We start from the raw sequence: 16089 nt of genomic DNA, 5'->3' as shown, positions 1-16089 counted from the left end.
GCCGGCAGCGCGCCGCTTCGGGGTGCGCCGCATGCCGCGTCGTCGGCTCCACGCCACATCGGCGAGCGCACCTCCCGGGCAGGCGTCTCGTCGCAGGTGAACCGGCACGTGTTCCGCGACGGATGACCGTCGACGCGCCGGAGGCGTCCCAGCGATCCGCAACGCACCGAACCGGCGACGAGGTGAGAAGCAATCATGATTTCCCGGGAGAGTTTCACGGGCTGGTACCGGCACCGCTACGTGTGGGCGGCGGCGATCGTGCTGCTGGTGTCCGCCGGTGCGGTCGTGCTGGTCAACACGGCCGGCTCGAAGTCGGGACCGCCGGATCTGCGCGGGCAGATCATGAACCGGATGCGTGCCGCGCTGGAGCAGGCCGACCCGGAGCAGCACAACCACACCGGGCACGAGGTCCAGCAGATCAACGGTGAGGACGTCAAGCCCCCGGTCATCTGCGGAGTCCACGTCTACGGCTACGAGCCGGCCGAGGTCACCGTGCTGGACGAGGTGAAGACGGTCTACGGCTTCCACCTGTGCGGAGTCGCCGAGCAGGGCCGCACCTGGGACTGGGCGGTCAAACTCGCCGGTCCGGTGATCATGGACATGTCCACCGAGCCGATCGGCATCGAGGTGGTGGAGGCGACCGAGGACACCAGGTTCATCGACCGGTTGCACGAGATGTTCCCGCCCAAGTACGCGCAACTGGCGGAGCGGGAAGCGCTGGAGCCGTCCGAGATGGCCGACCTGCGTCGCCGGTACGACTCCGCCGCCGGACTCTGACCCGCTGGCAGGCCGCACGACCCCGCGCCGGCAGGCAGCACGAGCGAGGCGCCCGTACCTCGCCGGGTGGACCTGTCGCGTCGGTATTCGCGGAAGTGGTTTGCCGGTACGTGTCGGCGGATAGATTGATACGATGCTCGGCCTGCCTGATCACGTGACCGCAGTGCTGTTCGACCTCGACGGTGTGCTCACGCAGACCGCCCGGGTGCACAACGCCGCTTGGACCGAGACCTTCGACGACTACCTGCGCCGACGATCGGCCGCCACCGGTGAGCCGTACCGGCCGTTCGATCCGGGGCCGGACTATCACCGCTACGTCGACGGCCGCCCTCGTCTCGACGGGATCCGCAGCTTCCTCGCCTCGCGTGACATCACGCTGCCGGAGGGGTCGCCGGAGGACCCGCCGGGAGCCCAGACCGTGCACGGTCTCGGCAACCAGAAGAACGCCCTGGTGCTGGAGCGGATCCGCACCATCGGAGTGGACGTCTACCCGGGCTCGGTGGCCTACCTCAAGGCGGTGGCGGCGGCGGGACTGCGTCGGGCGGTCGTCACGGCCAGCGCAAACGGCCGGGAGGTGGTCGCCGCCGCCGGGCTGGAGCCGCTGTTGGAGGCGCGGGTGGATGGCCTCACCGCCCGAGCCGAGGGGCTGCGCGGCAAGCCGCACCCGGACACCTTCCTCGCCGGGGCGAAGCTGCTCGGGGTCCCACCGGAGAAGGCTGCCGTCGTCGAGGACGCGTTGGCCGGGGTCGAGGCCGGTCGGGCCGGCGGTTTCGGGTACGTCATCGGGGTGGACCGGGCAGGGCAGGCCGACGAGCTGCGCGCCCACGGTGCCGATGTGGTGGTCGACGATCTGGCCGACCTGCTCGACGCGGGACGGCCCGAATGATCAGGGAGCGGGCGTATCCGGTCGATCCGTGGCACGTCCGGGAGGTCCGGCTGGACATCGACGTGCTCGCCCAGTCCGAGTCGGTGTTCGCCCTGTCCAACGGGCACGTGGGGTTGCGCGGCAACCTGGACGAGGGGGAGCCGCACGGGTTGCCCGGCACCTACCTCAACTCGTTCTACGAGCTGCGACCCCTGCCGTACGCCGAGGCGGGCTTCGGCTTCCCCGAGTCCGGTCAGACCATCGTCAACGTCACCAACGGCAAGCTCATCCGGTTGATGGTCGACGACGAGCCACTCGACGTGCGCTACGGCGAGGTGCTCGCCCACGAGCGGACCCTCGACATGCGGGCCGGCACGCTGCACCGGTTGCTGCACTGGCGCTCCCCGGCCGGGCGCGAGGTCCGGATGAACAGCACCCGACTGGTCTCCTTCCGGCAACGTTCGGTGGCCGCGATCCGTTACGAGGTCGAGGTGGCCGACGGCAAGCCGCTGCGGCTGATCATCCAGTCGGAGTTGGTGGCCAACGAGACGTTGCCGCCGCAGAGCCGTGATCCGCGCGTCGCCGCCGTGCTGGAGTCGCCGTTGCAGGCGGAGGAGGAGCTGACCACCGCCACGGGCGGGCTGCTGATCCACCAGACCAAGGTCTCCGGGCTGCGGGTCGCCGCCGCCATGGACCACGAGGTGACCTCACCCGCCCGGACGTCCGTCGGCTCCGAGGGGTACGAGGACTGGGTGCGTACCACCGTGGCGTGTGTGCTGGAGCCGGGCCAGAAGCTTCAGGTGGTCAAGTACCTGACCTACGGCTGGTCGAGTCGGCGGTCGCTACCGGCGCTGCGGGACCAGGTCGGTGCCGCGTTGGCCGCGGCGAAGCTGGACGGCTGGGACGGGCTGGTCCGTGAGCAGCGGGAATACCTGGACGAGTTCTGGGACGCCGCCGACGTCGTGGTCGACGGGGATCCGGAGGTGCAGCAGGCGGTCCGGTTCGGGCTGTTCCACGTGCTCCAGGCGGGTGCGCGGGCGGAGCGGCGGCCCATCTCCGCCAAGGGGCTCACCGGACCCGGCTACGACGGGCACGCCTTCTGGGACACCGAGATGTTCGTCCTGCCGGTGTTGACGTACACCCATCCGGCCGCCGTCCGGGACGCGCTGTACTGGCGGCACTCCACGTTGGAGCAGGCCCGGGAGCGGGCCCGGACGCTGAACCTGGCCGGTGCCGCCTTCCCGTGGCGGACCATCGAGGGGCCGGAGTCCTCGGGGTACTGGCCGGCGGGGACCGCCGCGTTCCACGTCGCGGCCGGTATCGCCGACGCGTTGCGCCGCTACGTGCTGGCCACCGGCGACCGGGAAGTGGAGCGGGAGATCGGGCTGGAGTTGCTGGTCGAGACGGCCCGGCTGTGGCGCTCGTTGGGGCACCACGACCGCGCCGGCAACTACCACATCGACGGGGTGACCGGCCCCGACGAGTACACCGCCGTGAAGAACGACAACGTCTACACCAACCTGATGGCCCAGCGGAACCTGCGGGCCGCCGCCGAGGTGGCGATGCGATACCGCGACGAGGCGTTCCACCTCCGGGTCACCGACGAGGAGGCCGCCGCGTGGCGGGACGCCGCCGCAGCCATGCACATCCCGTACGACGAGGATCTCCGCGTGCACCAGCAGGTGGAGGGCTTCACCCGGTTGCAGGAGTGGGACTTCGAGCAGACCCCGCCCGACAAGTACCCGATGCTGCTGCATTACCCGTACTTCGACCTGTACCGCAAGCAGGTGATCAAGCAGGCCGATCTGGTGCTGGCCATGCACTGGCGGGGGGACGCCTTCACCGCCGAGGAGAAGCTGCGCAACTTCCTCTACTACGAGCGGCGCACCGTGCGCGACTCGTCGCTGTCGGCCTGCACCCAGGCGGTGTTGGCGGCCGAGGTCGGCTACACCGATCTGGCGCACACCTATCTGCGCGAGGCCGCGTTGATGGACCTGCACGACCTGAACGAGAACACCCGCGACGGGGTGCACATGGCCTCGCTCGCGGGTGCCTGGATCGCGCTGGTCGCCGGGTTCGGTGGCCTGCGGGACCATGACGGGACGCTGTCCTTCGCGCCGTGCCTGTCGAGCCGGCTCAACGCCCTGTCGTTCTCGCTCCAGTGGTGCGGCATGCGGCTGCGGGTCGACGTCCGCAACCACGAGACGACGTACGCCCTGCACCACGCCGAGCCGGACGCGGTGATCGAGTTGCGTCACCACGGCAAGGCGGTGCGGGTCGTCTGCGACGAGCCGGTGACCGTGCCGAACCCACCGCCGCGTACCGATCTGCCGATGCCGGAGCAGGCACCTGGCCGGGCACCGCTGGTCCGGCTGCCGGAGATCCGGGCCTGACCCGGTCGCGCCGCCGGGTCAGATGGGCTCGCCCTGGGAGGGGCGGCCGGTGGCGTCGTGTGGCGTCCTCGCCCGGGGATCGTCGGCCGAACGGGCCTCGGCCGCGTCGTCCGCCCAGTCCCGTCCGTGCTGGTCGTCCTGTTCCCGCCGCTTGTGTTCGGCGGCGGTCTGCACGGGCTCACGCTGGTGATGCGCCATGACGGTCCTCGCGATCTGCTGGCGGCGCCGGTGACGCCGGTCCGTCTGCGGTCGTCTGGTCGGCTACCCGGCACTCCCGGCCACAAACCCTCCGGATGGCCGAGCGTGTCGGCTGACCGGTCCGGGTAGTCCGGTCCGGTGAGCCGGGCGGTGGGGAGGCGAGATGGACGTACGCGATGAGACGGCGACGATCCCGACGGGAGGGGTGCTGCTTCCGGCCGACCTGCTGGTACCGGCCGAGCCGGTCGGGGCGGTGCTGTTCGCGCACGGCAGCGGCAGCTCCCGACACAGCCCACGCAACGTCGCGGTGGCCCGCACGTTGAATCGTGGTGGAATCGGCACCGTCCTGGTGGACCTGCTCACCGCCGCCGAGGAGGAGAAGGACGCGGTCACCGCCGAGCTGCGCTTCGACATCGGGCTGCTGGCCGACCGGCTCGCCGGGATCGTGGACTGGCTGGCCACCGAGCGGCCGTTCGGGGCGATCCCGATCGGTCTCTTCGGCGCGAGTACGGGAGCCGCCGCCGCGCTGGTCGCCGCGGCGCAACGGCCGGAACTGGTGGGCGCGGTGGTGTCCCGGGGCGGTCGCCCGGACCTGGCCGGGGACGCGTTGGGCCGGGTACGCGCCGCCACACTGCTCCTGGTCGGCGGGCTCGACGAGCAGGTGATCACCCTCAACGAGCTGGCGCTCGGCAAGCTGACGTCCCAGGCCGAACTGCGGGTGATCCCCGGTGCGACGCACCTCTTCGAGGAGCCGGGCACCCTGGACCAGGTCGCCGAGGCGGCGGTCGCCTGGTTCCGCGAGCACCTGCTCCCCCAGCCCGCCGCCTAGGGCAGCCCCCAGCCCGCCGCCTAGGGCGTAGGAAATCCCTCAGTAGGCGGCGGCCGGTGCCCGACCGACGACGACCGCCGGGATCTCCCGGGTCTGCTCGGCGGCACCCGGCGCGGTCAGCGGCAGGACGGAATCGGGCTCCTCGACCACCGGTAGCAGCGCGCGAGCGGCTTCCGCACGCAGGCTGCGGGCCGCCGCGGTGGCGAGTTCCGCGGCTCGCCAGGCGAGCTGCTCCCGTTCCCGGGCCGCCCGCTGCTGGGCGAAGAGGTGGTCGCGTACCGCGCGACGCAGCACCAACTCCTGCTCGACCGGATGCAGCCGGGGATCCCAGCCACGGTGCGCGAAGACGTCGCTGAGCTGCTCCACCGACAGCTCCCGTCGCCAGTACGCGGCCAGTGCGGCCCGGTGCAGCCAGCGCTCACGGTCGGCGTACTCGGCGGGGGTGCGGTCGGTCTGCGGCAATGGCATCGCGGCGGCGTCGGCGAGTCGACGGACGTTCGCCTCCGCCGCCTCGTACGCCCGCCAGGACTGTTCGGCCTCGTCCTGAGCGGTCAGCCACTCCTCGCGGCGGTGCCGGGCCGTGGCCTCGGCCCGGCTGGCGGCGACAGCGACCTCCTCGGCCCAGCGTTCCTGGTCGCGTCGTAGCTCGGTGCGTTCGGACCGGCTCGGCAGCGCGGCCTCGCGGATGCGGGCACCGGCGTCGAAGCGGAAGAGCTGGGGGCGCAACAGCAGGCCGGCGATGGCGAGGGTCACCACGCCGAGCAGGCCGAGCCAGATGGCGGCGGCGCGGGGCGCGTCGAGCAGAACGGTGGAGAGGGCGGTACGCATCATCAACACCTCGCGGTCGGAATGGATCGTCGACTGTGGTGGACGCCGGTGACGGCTGGTCGGTGGTCCGGCAGGTGCGTCCGGCCGGCTGATCAGGATCGCCGGGATGGTCCGGGGCTCACCGGCCCGAGGCGGCGACGTGGCGTGGTCGGTCGGCCGCTGACCAGCGAGCGACCGGTGGCGACGTCACCGGCTCGTTCGGCCGGTCGGGGCTGCCGTGGGTCAGCCGGTGGGTGGGCCACGGCGGGTCGGCTCGCCCGCGCGTACGGCGGAGATGTGCTCGACCTGGGCCGCACCGGCCGTCGTGGCCGCGTCGCCTGCGGGCCGGGTCGGCGCGTTGCGGGCCGGCTCCCGTCGCTGGTGACCGGCGTCGATCGCCGGGCCGGACTGGGCGGCGGCCCGGACCGTCGCCACCGGGCCGGCTGGTGGGACGACCGCGACCGCTGCGTTCGGCGGCGGGACGGTGGCGGGAGGGGCCGCCGGATCGGCCGCGACGGCGGCACCGAGACCGACGGCGAGCACGAGAGAGGCCAGCGCCAACCGGGTCAGCTCGCGTAGTGCGCGCAGCGTCGCCGGCCACAGTGGACGGGCGATCGCTGGCGACGGCATCATCCCAACCTATCCCGCCCTCGGCGTCGTCGCAGCGCCGCGATCGGGCGGGGTCGGGTGAGGCGCGCCACTCGTCCGGTGTGGACGGCGGCTCAGCGGTCGGCGGTGCCGGTCATCTCCACCTCGGTGAAGAGGGCCAGCAGGTCGCCGACCTGGCGGTCGGCCTCGGCCGGGTGACGGAACCGCCCGGCCGGGTTGAGGGTGTACTCGTTGCGCCGGCCGACCCGGGTGCGGCGCAGATAGCCGCCGGCCTCAAGGTCGGCGACGATCGCCTGGGCGGCGCGCTCGGTAACGCCGACCTCGGTGGCGACGTCCCGCAGCCGGGCGGTGGGGTTGCGGGCGATGGCGAGCAGGACATGCGCGTGGTTTGTGAGGAAGGTCCAGTTTCGCGCTGTTTCTCGGCCGTCAGTGCTCACCATGCTCGCCATCGTATGACCTGCCATTCGCGTTTTCTGTCGTGCTGGTGGTGGCACCCGGTCGGTGCGCAAGGGTTACCCGAATGCATGAAATCCATATCACGTATAGCTTGACGCACGTTCTCCCCGCGTGTGACGGTGAGAGCAGCCCGTGACCAGCGTCGGCCCGGGATGACCAGGCATTCCTCCCAGTGAAGAGGTGCAGCCGAATGAGTCGACCCGGAACACTCGGCCCACAGCCCGGACCGGAACGCGAGTTCCTCACCGCAGATCTTCCCGGCGCCCCGCAGCAGGCCCTCGCCGAACTGCTCGCCGGCAACCGACGGTTCGTCACCGACACGCTGTGGCACCCGAACCAGAACGCCGGGCGGCGGGCCGCCGTCGCGGACGAACAGCACCCCTTCGCGGTGATCGTCGGCTGCTCCGACTCCCGCCTCGCCGCCGAGATCATCTTCGATCGCGGACTGGGTGACCTATTCGTGGTCCGCACCGCCGGGCACACCGTCGGGCCGGAGGTGCTGGGCAGCGTGGAGTACGCCGTGCTGGTGCTGCGTACGCCGCTGGTGGTGGTGCTCGGGCACGACTCGTGCGGTGCCGTCCGGGCGGCCTGTGACGCGCTGACCACCGCCACCGCGCCCCCGGGTCACCTGGGTGCCGTGGTCGACGCGGTGGTGCCGAGCCTGCACCGGGCACGGGAGGTCGGGGTGCGCGACCTGGACGGGATCGTGGACATCCACATCGCGCGGACCGTCGAGACGATGCTGGCCTCCTCGGAGACCCTCGCGGCGGAGGTGGGCGCCGGGCGGTGCGCGGTGGTCGGGATGTCGTACCGGCTGGCCGCCGGTGAGGTGCGGACGGTGGCCGCGGAACCGGCCGAGCTGGCCGAGGCGGCGGTGGCAGCCGTTCCCTGACCGCGACCGCCGGGGCCGCCGCGTGACACCGCCGGCGGACCCGTTGACCCTGATGCCTGACGACGAGGGCCGTTCCGCCAGCGGAACGGCCCTCGTCGCGTCGAGATCGAGCGGTCAGAGCAGTGACACGTGTACGTGGTCGGTGTGGTTGGACGGGCCGCTGTAGGAACTCCAACGCTCCGTCGCCGCGAACCAGATCTGCCGGTTCCAGATCACGTAGTAGACGCCCAGCCGGTCGGCGTTGCGGACCAGGAAGGCCGCCAGGTTGTTGCCGTAGATCCGGGTGTCGTTGTTGTGCCACGGCCGGAAGCCGCTGTTCTGCAGGGACCAGTCACAGGCTCGGCCCTTGGGGTGCTCGAACTTGTCCCCCGGGCGGTAGCAGCCGACGAACCTGTTGAATCCGGCCCGCTTGACCTCCTTGTACATGTGCAGCGTCCGAGGCGTGATGCAACCCGACGTGGTGGGGTCCTTCTGGCTGCACGACTCGGGCTTCCAGCTGCCGTCCGCGGCCCGGTTCGGGGCGACCCGGGCCACCGGGGAGGTGGCGTCCACCAGCCCGCCGGTCAGGCCGACACCGCCGACCAGCCGGAGCGACTTCTCCGCCTCGCTCTTCTTGCGCGCCATGTCGTTGGTCAGCTTCTTCTGCTCGCGCACCTCGGCGTCGAGCGCGAGCTTGGCCTGCTCGGCACGGAGCTTGATCGCGTTGACCTCGCCCAGCTTCTTGTCGTTGAAGAGGTTCAACTCGTCCAGCGCCGAGGCCCGGTGGATGAACGAGTCCGGTGCGGTGCTCTGCAACAGCATGGCGATCGCGCCGACCCGGCCGGTGCGGTACGACTGAGTGGCGATCTTGGCGACCTGCGGGGCGAGCGCGTCCAGGTCGGCCTGCGCCGAGCGGACCTCGACCGCCAACTTGAGCTGGCGCTTCTTGGATTTCTCCAGCTTCGCCTTGGCCTTGGAGTAGTCCCGGGTGGTCGCCTCGATCAGGTCGTTGAGCATCGGCGGATCGTCGTCGTGCTCCGCCGGTTTGGGGTCGTTCGGCGCGGCCGTCGCCGGCATCGGACCGGCGAACACGGCGAACGCGGCGAGCACGGCCACCACGGGTGTCAACCAGCGGCGTAGGGGTGCCGTCACTGTTTTCCCTTCCATCGACCGCCGACCGGGTTAGCTGACGGGTTCGGGACGGAAGTGGCCCCTACCGCTCTCGCGGATTCACCCCACGTACCTGGGTCCCCGGCTCGCCTGACGGCGATTGGGCGGTGGTACCGCAGGCGCCGGTGCGCGCCTTCGGCGGTGACCGGCAGTGAGGTTACCCGACCGTCCGACTGTGCTTCTACGTCCCTAACCCGACGAGATGCGTCATTTCGTAATCGCGTTGAGTGACCAGCGACACGGTTTCGAGCCCTACGGGTCGGGACGGTCACGTTGAGGAGTGTCACCATTTGGTGTCCGTGCTCCTGTCCGGGTCGGGCCACCCCGAGGGGGTGGCGGGGGACGTGTTTCGCGTGGGTGGGGTGCTGAGGGCGTGTAGCGCTTCGGCCCGGTCCGGCGCGGGTCGGGGAACCACGGGGGTGGGCTTGTCGGAGTCGGTGTCGGCCGCACCGCGCCCGGCGGTGCTGACCAGCACGGCCAGCGCGGTGGTCAGCGGCACCGCGGCGATCAGGCCGAGGGTGGCCACCACGCTGCGGACGATCTCCGTGGTGAGGAACTCGCTGGTCACGATCTGACCCAGCGCGCGGGAGTCGGCGGTCAACAGCAGCAGGAGCGGCAGCGAGGCGCCCGCGTACGCCAGCACGATGGTGTTGACCACCGAGGCGATGTGCGCGCGCCCGACCCGGGTGGCCGAGCGGTACAGCTCCCGGCGGGTGTAGTTCGGGTTGGCGTGGCGCAGCTCGGTGACCGCGGCGGCCTGGGTGACCGTGACGTCGTCGAGCACCCCCAGCGAGCCGATGATGATGCCGGCCAGCAGCAGGCCGTGCAGGTCGACGTCGGCGCGGAACATGGACAGGGTGGTGGCGTCCTCGCTACCGAACCCGGTCAGGTGGGTGGCCCCGGTCGCGGCCAGCCCGAGCAGCCCGGTGAGCACCAGACTGGCGAGCGTGCCGAGCACGGCCACCGAGGTCTGGGCGGATATGCCGTGGGTCAGGTACAGCACCACGAACATGATCAACGAGGCGCCGACGATGGCGACCACGAGCGGCGGACTACCGGCGCTGATCCCGGGCAGCACGAAGGTCAACAGGATGGCGAAGCTGGCGGCGAGACCACCCAGCGCCGCCAGCCCGCGCAGCCGCCCGAAGGCGACGATGGCGGCGGCGAAGAGGACGGCCAGCCACACCAGCGGCTTTCCGCGTTGGTGCTCGGCGATGTTGTAGTTGCTGACCGAGGGATCCTCCGGATCGCTCAGCGAGACCAGGATGATGTCGTCGTCGACGTCGATCCGGGGCGCTCCGGGTCCGGTCGGGATGGGCGTCTGCACCTCCTGGCCGGCGTCCGGGCCGGTCTGCACCCGTACGGTGACCGTGCCGCAGGGCCCTGCCGCGGTGGTCGGCGTGCCCTCGGGCACCGCCGGGTTGGGCGGGCAGGGCTCGGTGACCACCCGGGTGACCGTGCCGTGGTAGCGGGGGGTGTCGTCGGCGGCCTCGGGGCGGGGTGCGTCCCGGGGCCAGAGCACGAGGGCGGCGACCAGGGTGGCCAGGAAGAGGGGGACCACCGTCACGACGAGTATCCGCCGCACCCCGGGCGGGGTGGGCGGCGCGGAACGGGTGTGGTCGGCGCCCATTCATTGTCTCCCAACGATTCAGGGCTGAGTACGTGTCGATGGGCGAGACGGTTCAGTGCCGCCCGACGACAGATTCCGTAGGGCAGCCGGGATGGCCTGAACGTGGCTGGGTGGCTGCGTACCGTGAGGTGCCGGTGGAGTCGTGGCAGCCGTGCGGGCGTACGCCCGACAGCGACCTCGGGCCGCGAGGCGCGGATTTCGGCTGGCCATCGTGTGCGAATGGTAACCAGCCCGGTATTCCGACGCAGGTCGCGAGGGGTGCGTCGGTGAGTCGGGTCGGGGTCAGCCGCGCTTCATCAGGCGGCCCACGGCGGCCATCATCTCGGTCGCCATCTCGTCGGCACGCCCCTCGGCGGCGCCCTCGTGCATGCAGTGCCGGGCGTGCCCGTCGAGCAGGCCGAGGGCGACCTTGTCCAGGGCGGCCTGGATGGCGGAGATCTGGGTCAGCACGTCGATGCAGTAGCGGTCCTCGTCGACCATCTTCTCGATGCCGCGCACCTGGCCCTCCACCCGACGCAGCCGGGCGAGGAGCTGGTCCTTGCTGGCGGTGTAGCCACGGATCGGCGCAGGTGTGCTCATGGCGGCAAGGATAACCTACCCCTGGGGGGTATGGTACGGTCGATCCGCTGTATACCCCCTACGGGTATCAGGGTGGGCGTTCGCCTGCCCGAGAAGGTGGAGGAGAGTTCCATGGTCAGCACGACGTACCAGGTGCAGGGCATGACCTGCGGGCACTGCGTCAGCGCGGTCAGCACCGAGATCGGCGCGATCGAGGGAGTGCAGGACGTCCAGGTGGACCTGGCCGCCGGTCGGGTCACCGTCACCAGCGACCAGCCGCTGTCCGACGACGCGGTGCGGGCCGCCGTGGACGAGGCCGGATACGAGTTGGCCGGAGCCTGACGGCCGGCGGGCGGAACCGAGGGGTCAACCATGAACACGGCGACGAAGCTGATCGGCTTCGCACTCGGCCTGACAGCGGTGTTCGGCGCGACGTACGGGGTGGGGCAGCTGACCGGCCCGGTGAACGTGGCCGAAGCCGGTCACGACAGCGAGAGCGCCGACCATGGCGGTGACGTCCGCGACGACGGAGCGACCGGGCACGGCGAGGAGGCGGCCGGGCACCTGCCCGGCGGCCTGCTCGTCTCCGACCGTGGCTTCACCCTGGTGCCGGTCAGTGCGCCGACCGGCGAGTTCGCGTTCCGGATCACCGGCCCCGACGGCCGTCCGGTGACCGGGTACGACGTCACCCACGACAAGCGGATGCACCTCATCGTCGCCCGCCGCGACCTCTCCGGTTTCCGGCACGTCCACCCCGAGCTGACCGACGACGGCACCTGGCGGATCGCCTCACCGCTGGACTCGCCCGGTGCGTGGCGCGTCTTCGCCGACTTCACCCCGACCGGCGGCGTCCCGTTGACGCTCGGCGTCGACGTGACCGTCCCCGGCGCGCTGGTCGAACGGCCGCTGCCCGCCCCGGCGAGCAGCGTCACCGTCGACGGCTACACCGTCACCCTGGCCGGTACTCCGCAACCGGCACGTCAGGCGACGTTGACGTTGACGGTCAGCCGGGACGGGGCACCGGTCACCGACCTGGAGCCGTACCTCGGCGCGTACGGTCACCTGGTGGCGCTACGCCGCGGTGACCTGGCCTACCTGCACGTGCACCCCGAGGGCACCCCCGGAGACGGGCGGACCACCCCCGGCCCGCAGGTGAGCTTCGGCACCGAGTTCCCCTCGGCCGGGGCGTACCGGATCTACCTCGACTTCCGCCACCGGGGCGTGGTGCGGACCGCCGAGTTCACGGTGCACGTGGGCGACTCCACCACCGAGGCCGACGAGCACGCCACCACCGCGCCCGAGCACGACACCGAGCCCGAGGACGGGCACGGCAGCCCCGGGCACGGGCACGACTGACGGGACCAGCCATGAGCACGAGCCGACCCCTGACCTCCGCGCCGCACCGGATCGAGCTGGCCATCAGCGGGATGACCTGCGCGTCCTGCGCCTCCAGGATCGAGAAGAAGCTCAACCGGATGGACGGCGTGCAGGCCAGCGTCAACTACGCCACCGAGAAGGCGAGCGTCTCCTACGCCGACCCGGTCACCGCCGACGACCTCGTCGCCACGGTCGAGAAGACCGGTTACGGGGCCACCCTGCCGCCGCCCACCTCGGCCGCGCCGACGGCCGCCGCCGAGCCGACCGACCCGCTGACCGCCCTGCGTACCCGGCTGTGGGTGTCGGTGGCGCTGAGCGTGCCGGTGATCGTGCTGGCCATGGTGCCGGCCTGGCAGTTCACCTACTGGCAGTGGCTCTCGCTGACGTTGGCCGCCCCCGTGGTGGTCTACGGCGGGCTGCCCTTCCACCGGGCCGCGCTGGTCAACCTGCGGCACGGTGCCGCGACCATGGACACGTTGGTGTCGCTGGGCACGCTGGCCGCCCTGGGATGGTCGGTGTGGGCGTTGTTCCTCGGCACCGCCGGCACCCCGGGGATGACCCACCCGTTCAGCTTCGACATCGGTCGCACCGACGGCGCGGGCAACATCTACCTGGAGGCCGCCGCCGGGGTGACCACCTTCATCCTCGCCGGGCGCTACTTCGAGGCGCGGGCGAAGCGCACCGCCGGGTCGGCCCTGCGGGCCCTGCTGGAGTTGGGTGCCCGGGACGTCTCCGTGCTGCGCGGCGGGGTGGAGACCCGGATTCCGGTCGACCAGCTCGCGGTGGGGGACCGCTTCGTGGTGCGGCCCGGCGAGAAGATCGCCACCGACGGGACGGTGGCGGAGGGTTCCTCGGCGGTCGACGCCAGCCTGGTCACCGGGGAGTCGGTCCCGGTCGAGGTGGCCACGGGCGACGCCGTGATCGGTGGTTGCGTCAACGCCGGTGGCCGACTGGTGGTCACCGCGACGCGGGTGGGTGCCGACACCCAACTCGCCCAGATGGCCCGGCTGGTCGAGCAGGCGCAGAGCGGCAAGGCCGCCGCCCAGCGGCTCGCCGACCGCATCTCCGGGGTCTTCGTGCCGATCGTGATCGCCCTGGCCGTCGGCACGCTGGGCTGGTGGCTGGGTAACGGTTCCGGCCCGGCCGCCGCGTTCACCGCCGCCGTGGCGGTGCTGATCATCGCCTGCCCGTGTGCCCTCGGCCTGGCCACGCCGACCGCGCTGCTGGTCGGCACCGGACGTGGCGCGCAGCTCGGCATCCTGATCAAGGGGCCCGAAGCACTGGAGTCCACCAGGCGGGTGGACACCGTGGTGCTGGACAAGACCGGCACCGTGACCACCGGACGGATGAGCCTGATCGGGGTGACCCCCGCCCAGGGCGAGCAGCACGACGAGGTGCTGCGGCTGGCCGCCGCCCTGGAGAACGGCTCCGAGCATCCCCTCGCCCACGCCGTGGTGGCCGGTGCTGCCGAGATCGGCGAACTGCCGCCGGTCACCGACTTCGCCAACGTCGCCGGGCTGGGCGTCGTCGGCACCGTGGACGGCCGGGAGGTGCTGCTCGGCCGGGCCCGGCTGCTGCGCGAACGAGGTCTGGTCGTGCCGGACGATGTCGCGCGGGCGGCCGTCGACGCGGAGGCGGCGGGGCGTACGGCCGTGCTGGTCGGTTGGGACGGTCGGGCCCGTGGCGTACTCGCCGTCGCCGACCAGGTGAAGCCGACGAGCGCGGAGGCGGTACGGCGACTGCGCGCCCTCGGACTCAAGCCGGTGCTGCTGACCGGTGACAACGCCACGGTCGCCCGCGCGGTGGCCGCCGAGGTCGGCGTCGACGAGGTGATCGCGGAGGTGCTGCCGACGGAGAAGGTCGAGGTGGTCGCCCGGTTGCAGGGAGAGGGCCGGGTGGTGGCGATGGTCGGCGACGGGGTCAACGACGCCGCCGCGTTGGCCCAGGCCGATCTCGGCCTGGCGATGGGCACCGGCACCGACGTGGCGATCGAGGCGTCCGACCTGACTCTCGTCCGGGACGACCTGCTGGCTGCGGTCGACGCGATCCGGCTGGCCCGCAGCACCCTCGGCACCATCAAGGGCAACCTGTTCTGGGCCTTCGCCTACAACGTGGCAGCCCTGCCGCTGGCGGCTGCCGGGCTGCTCAACCCGATGATCGCCGGTGCGGCGATGGCGTTCTCGTCGGTGTTCGTGGTGGCCAACAGCCTGCGGCTGCGGCGGTTTCGCCAGGTCGCCTGAGTTTTTCCGGTTGGCCCCAGCCCGGCTGGGTACCTGACTGTTCGTAGCAACAGGAACCCCGGGAGGCCGACATGGGTATCGAAGACAAGTTCGACAACACCGCGCAGAACACCGGCGGCAAGGTGAAGGAGGGCGTGGGGCGCGCCACCGACAACGAGCGGCTGGAGGCCGAGGGTCGGGGTGACCAGATGAGCGCCAACCTCAAGCAGGCCGGCGAGAAGATCAAGGACGCGTTCCGCAAGTAGCCGGTACGCGACTCAGCGCCGGGCCGGTTGCCACCGGCCCGGCGCTTTCGTGTCCGTGCTCAGGCACCCGGTGGTCGACCGCCGGTGAGCCGCAGGGTGAAGCCCTCGGAGTCCCGGTGCTGGGTGACGTGGTTGCACGACTGGTAGGTGATCCACAGGCCCAGCCCGCCCGGCTCCCCGGCGGCCGACGGCAGCAGCCCGGCGTACGGGTCGTCCGGGCCGGTGCCGCCGTCGCTGACGGTGGCCACGATGCGGTCCGTGCCGACCCAGACCCGGAGACGGACCGGGGGAAGGCCGTGGCGCAGCCCGTTGGTGACCGTCTCGCTGACGGCGACCACGAAGTCGTCGAACTCGTCGTCCCGTAGTCGGCCCTGGCCGACCCGGTGCACGGCCGCGCGGGCCTGCGCCGCCGTCGGGTCGCGCAGCTCGACCAGGGGCGGGTCCGCCTGGATCGGATCAGGGAGCACCGGGCGCGCCCGGCGCAGGAAGGTCTCCGGGGGCACGTACCCAGCACTCGGCAGGTGCCGCCCGTCGGTCGCGGCGAAGTGCGGATGGGTGGCGGCGACGTCCGCCAGCACCCCCGGCGCGGTGGTCCGGGTGTCGTACGCGCACATGCTCCACAGCGGCCAGTCGTCGTACGCGCGGTTGATCGCCGACTCGTACCGACCCCACCAGTCCCAGGTGGGGCCGAGCCCGAACGCGGGCACCTCGCCGATGATCCGGATCTGGGTGGCCCCGTCGGCGACCAGGTCGGCGAGGAGATGGCGGTACATCCGGATGGCGGCGGTGGGTCGGCCGTAGACGTCGCCGCCGGACAGGAACTCGACCTTCGTGTCGGCGGGCAACGCGGCCCGGACCAGGTTGCCGGTGCGCTCACCGAGCGCCACGAACGTGGGCTCGCCCGCCGCGACGCCGCCGACCAGGAACGGCACCACGACGGCGAGCAGCTCCTCCTCCGAGGCGTAACAGAGCGCCTCGTGGAAGTAGCCGGTGCGCCCGGCGGCCGGGCCAGTCCTCACCGGGCCACCTCCATGCACGGGGCGGGCAGATCAGCCAGCACGGCG

The 16089-nt window shown here is 71.8% G+C and carries 17 protein-coding genes and 1 riboswitch; of the genes, 9 read left to right on the top strand and 8 right to left on the bottom strand.

All coding sequences use genetic code 11. From position 1 onward, the window contains the following. Nucleotides 1-195: 195 nt before the first annotated feature. From ACLQ2S_RS06070 to ACLQ2S_RS06060, 3 genes are all read left to right on the top strand, one after another. Nucleotides 196-777: a hypothetical protein gene (locus ACLQ2S_RS06070; protein WP_155217478.1), complete on the top strand. Its 582-nt coding sequence runs from the start codon at nucleotides 196-198 to the stop codon at nucleotides 775-777. A 133-nt stretch (nucleotides 778-910) separates the two neighbouring features. Then, nucleotides 911-1663, top strand: coding sequence for an HAD family hydrolase (locus ACLQ2S_RS06065; RefSeq protein WP_155217480.1), 753 nt, complete (start codon nucleotides 911-913; stop codon nucleotides 1661-1663). Continuing rightward, nucleotides 1660-4035, top strand: coding sequence for a glycoside hydrolase family 65 protein (locus ACLQ2S_RS06060; RefSeq protein WP_155217481.1), 2376 nt, complete (start codon nucleotides 1660-1662; stop codon nucleotides 4033-4035). Before ACLQ2S_RS06065 ends, ACLQ2S_RS06060 begins: the two co-directional genes overlap by 4 nt. Before the next feature lie 18 nt (nucleotides 4036-4053). On the opposite strand, the gene ACLQ2S_RS06055 is transcribed toward ACLQ2S_RS06060, so the two are convergent. Continuing rightward, nucleotides 4054-4233 carry a hypothetical protein gene (locus ACLQ2S_RS06055; protein WP_155217483.1) on the bottom strand — a complete coding sequence of 60 codons (180 nt, stop codon included), beginning with the start codon at nucleotides 4231-4233 and terminating at the stop codon, nucleotides 4054-4056. A 163-nt stretch (nucleotides 4234-4396) separates the two neighbouring features. Here ACLQ2S_RS06055 and ACLQ2S_RS06050 point away from each other — a divergent pair, with 163 nt between their 5' ends. Further along, nucleotides 4397-5062 carry a dienelactone hydrolase family protein gene (locus ACLQ2S_RS06050; protein WP_425701289.1) on the top strand — a complete coding sequence of 222 codons (666 nt, stop codon included), beginning with the start codon at nucleotides 4397-4399 and terminating at the stop codon, nucleotides 5060-5062. Between the two features lie 39 nt (nucleotides 5063-5101). On the opposite strand, the gene ACLQ2S_RS06045 is transcribed toward ACLQ2S_RS06050, so the two are convergent. The 3 genes from ACLQ2S_RS06045 to ACLQ2S_RS06035 all read right to left on the bottom strand — a co-directional run bounded on the left by ACLQ2S_RS06045 (nucleotide 5102) and on the right by ACLQ2S_RS06035 (nucleotide 6927). Beyond that, a complete protein-coding gene (locus ACLQ2S_RS06045; RefSeq protein ID WP_425701288.1) occupies nucleotides 5102-5890 on the bottom strand; it encodes a hypothetical protein in 789 nt (262 codons plus the stop codon). Nucleotides 5891-6112: 222 nt separating this feature from the next. After that, nucleotides 6113-6499, bottom strand: coding sequence for a hypothetical protein (locus tag ACLQ2S_RS06040; RefSeq protein WP_155217489.1), 387 nt, complete (start codon nucleotides 6497-6499; stop codon nucleotides 6113-6115). A 92-nt stretch (nucleotides 6500-6591) separates the two neighbouring features. After that, complete coding sequence (locus tag ACLQ2S_RS06035) at nucleotides 6592-6927, bottom strand: helix-turn-helix transcriptional regulator (RefSeq protein ID WP_425701287.1); 336 nt, start codon at nucleotides 6925-6927, stop codon at nucleotides 6592-6594. Between the two features lie 197 nt (nucleotides 6928-7124). Here ACLQ2S_RS06035 and ACLQ2S_RS06030 point away from each other — a divergent pair, with 197 nt between their 5' ends. Next, a complete protein-coding gene (locus tag ACLQ2S_RS06030) occupies nucleotides 7125-7826 on the top strand; it encodes a carbonic anhydrase (protein ID WP_155217493.1) in 702 nt (233 codons plus the stop codon). A 114-nt stretch (nucleotides 7827-7940) separates the two neighbouring features. On the opposite strand, the gene ACLQ2S_RS06025 is transcribed toward ACLQ2S_RS06030, so the two are convergent. The 3 genes from ACLQ2S_RS06025 to ACLQ2S_RS06015 all read right to left on the bottom strand — a co-directional run bounded on the left by ACLQ2S_RS06025 (nucleotide 7941) and on the right by ACLQ2S_RS06015 (nucleotide 11184). After that, nucleotides 7941-8957, bottom strand: coding sequence for a coiled-coil domain-containing protein (locus ACLQ2S_RS06025; protein ID WP_425701286.1), 1017 nt, complete (start codon nucleotides 8955-8957; stop codon nucleotides 7941-7943). Between the two features lie 4 nt (nucleotides 8958-8961). Then, a riboswitch (cyclic di-AMP (ydaO/yuaA leader) is annotated at nucleotides 8962-9092 on the bottom strand. 166 nt (nucleotides 9093-9258) lie between these two features. Beyond that, the gene (locus tag ACLQ2S_RS06020; protein WP_155217497.1) at nucleotides 9259-10605 is read right to left on the bottom strand and encodes a YibE/F family protein; all 1347 of its coding nucleotides are present in this window, start codon (nucleotides 10603-10605) and stop codon (nucleotides 9259-9261) included. Between the two features lie 282 nt (nucleotides 10606-10887). Continuing rightward, nucleotides 10888-11184 (bottom strand): metal-sensitive transcriptional regulator, encoded by a 297-nt coding sequence (locus ACLQ2S_RS06015; protein WP_093408543.1) that lies wholly within the window; start codon nucleotides 11182-11184, stop codon nucleotides 10888-10890. A 111-nt stretch (nucleotides 11185-11295) separates the two neighbouring features. Here ACLQ2S_RS06015 and ACLQ2S_RS06010 point away from each other — a divergent pair, with 111 nt between their 5' ends. The 4 genes from ACLQ2S_RS06010 (at nucleotide 11296) to ACLQ2S_RS05995 (ending at nucleotide 15025) form a co-directional block, all read left to right on the top strand. Beyond that, nucleotides 11296-11505 carry a heavy-metal-associated domain-containing protein gene (locus ACLQ2S_RS06010; RefSeq protein WP_155217499.1) on the top strand — a complete coding sequence of 70 codons (210 nt, stop codon included), beginning with the start codon at nucleotides 11296-11298 and terminating at the stop codon, nucleotides 11503-11505. 30 nt (nucleotides 11506-11535) lie between these two features. Beyond that, nucleotides 11536-12519: a hypothetical protein gene (locus ACLQ2S_RS06005; RefSeq protein ID WP_155217501.1), complete on the top strand. Its 984-nt coding sequence runs from the start codon at nucleotides 11536-11538 to the stop codon at nucleotides 12517-12519. Between the two features lie 11 nt (nucleotides 12520-12530). Further along, a complete protein-coding gene (locus ACLQ2S_RS06000) occupies nucleotides 12531-14780 on the top strand; it encodes a heavy metal translocating P-type ATPase (protein ID WP_425701285.1) in 2250 nt (749 codons plus the stop codon). 71 nt (nucleotides 14781-14851) lie between these two features. After that, nucleotides 14852-15025 (top strand): CsbD family protein, encoded by a 174-nt coding sequence (locus ACLQ2S_RS05995; RefSeq protein ID WP_155217505.1) that lies wholly within the window; start codon nucleotides 14852-14854, stop codon nucleotides 15023-15025. A gap of 59 nt (nucleotides 15026-15084) precedes the next feature. On the opposite strand, the gene ACLQ2S_RS05990 is transcribed toward ACLQ2S_RS05995, so the two are convergent. Further along, nucleotides 15085-16044: an anti-sigma factor RsbA family regulatory protein gene (locus ACLQ2S_RS05990; RefSeq protein WP_309223177.1), complete on the bottom strand. Its 960-nt coding sequence runs from the start codon at nucleotides 16042-16044 to the stop codon at nucleotides 15085-15087. Nucleotides 16045-16089: the final 45 nt, after the last annotated feature.

Origin of the sequence: Micromonospora sp. DT48, from assembly GCF_049844495.1 — a bacterium.
Taxonomy (GTDB): Bacteria; Actinomycetota; Actinomycetes; order Mycobacteriales; family Micromonosporaceae; genus Micromonospora.
This window is presented reverse-complemented; position numbering and strand designations above follow the sequence as displayed.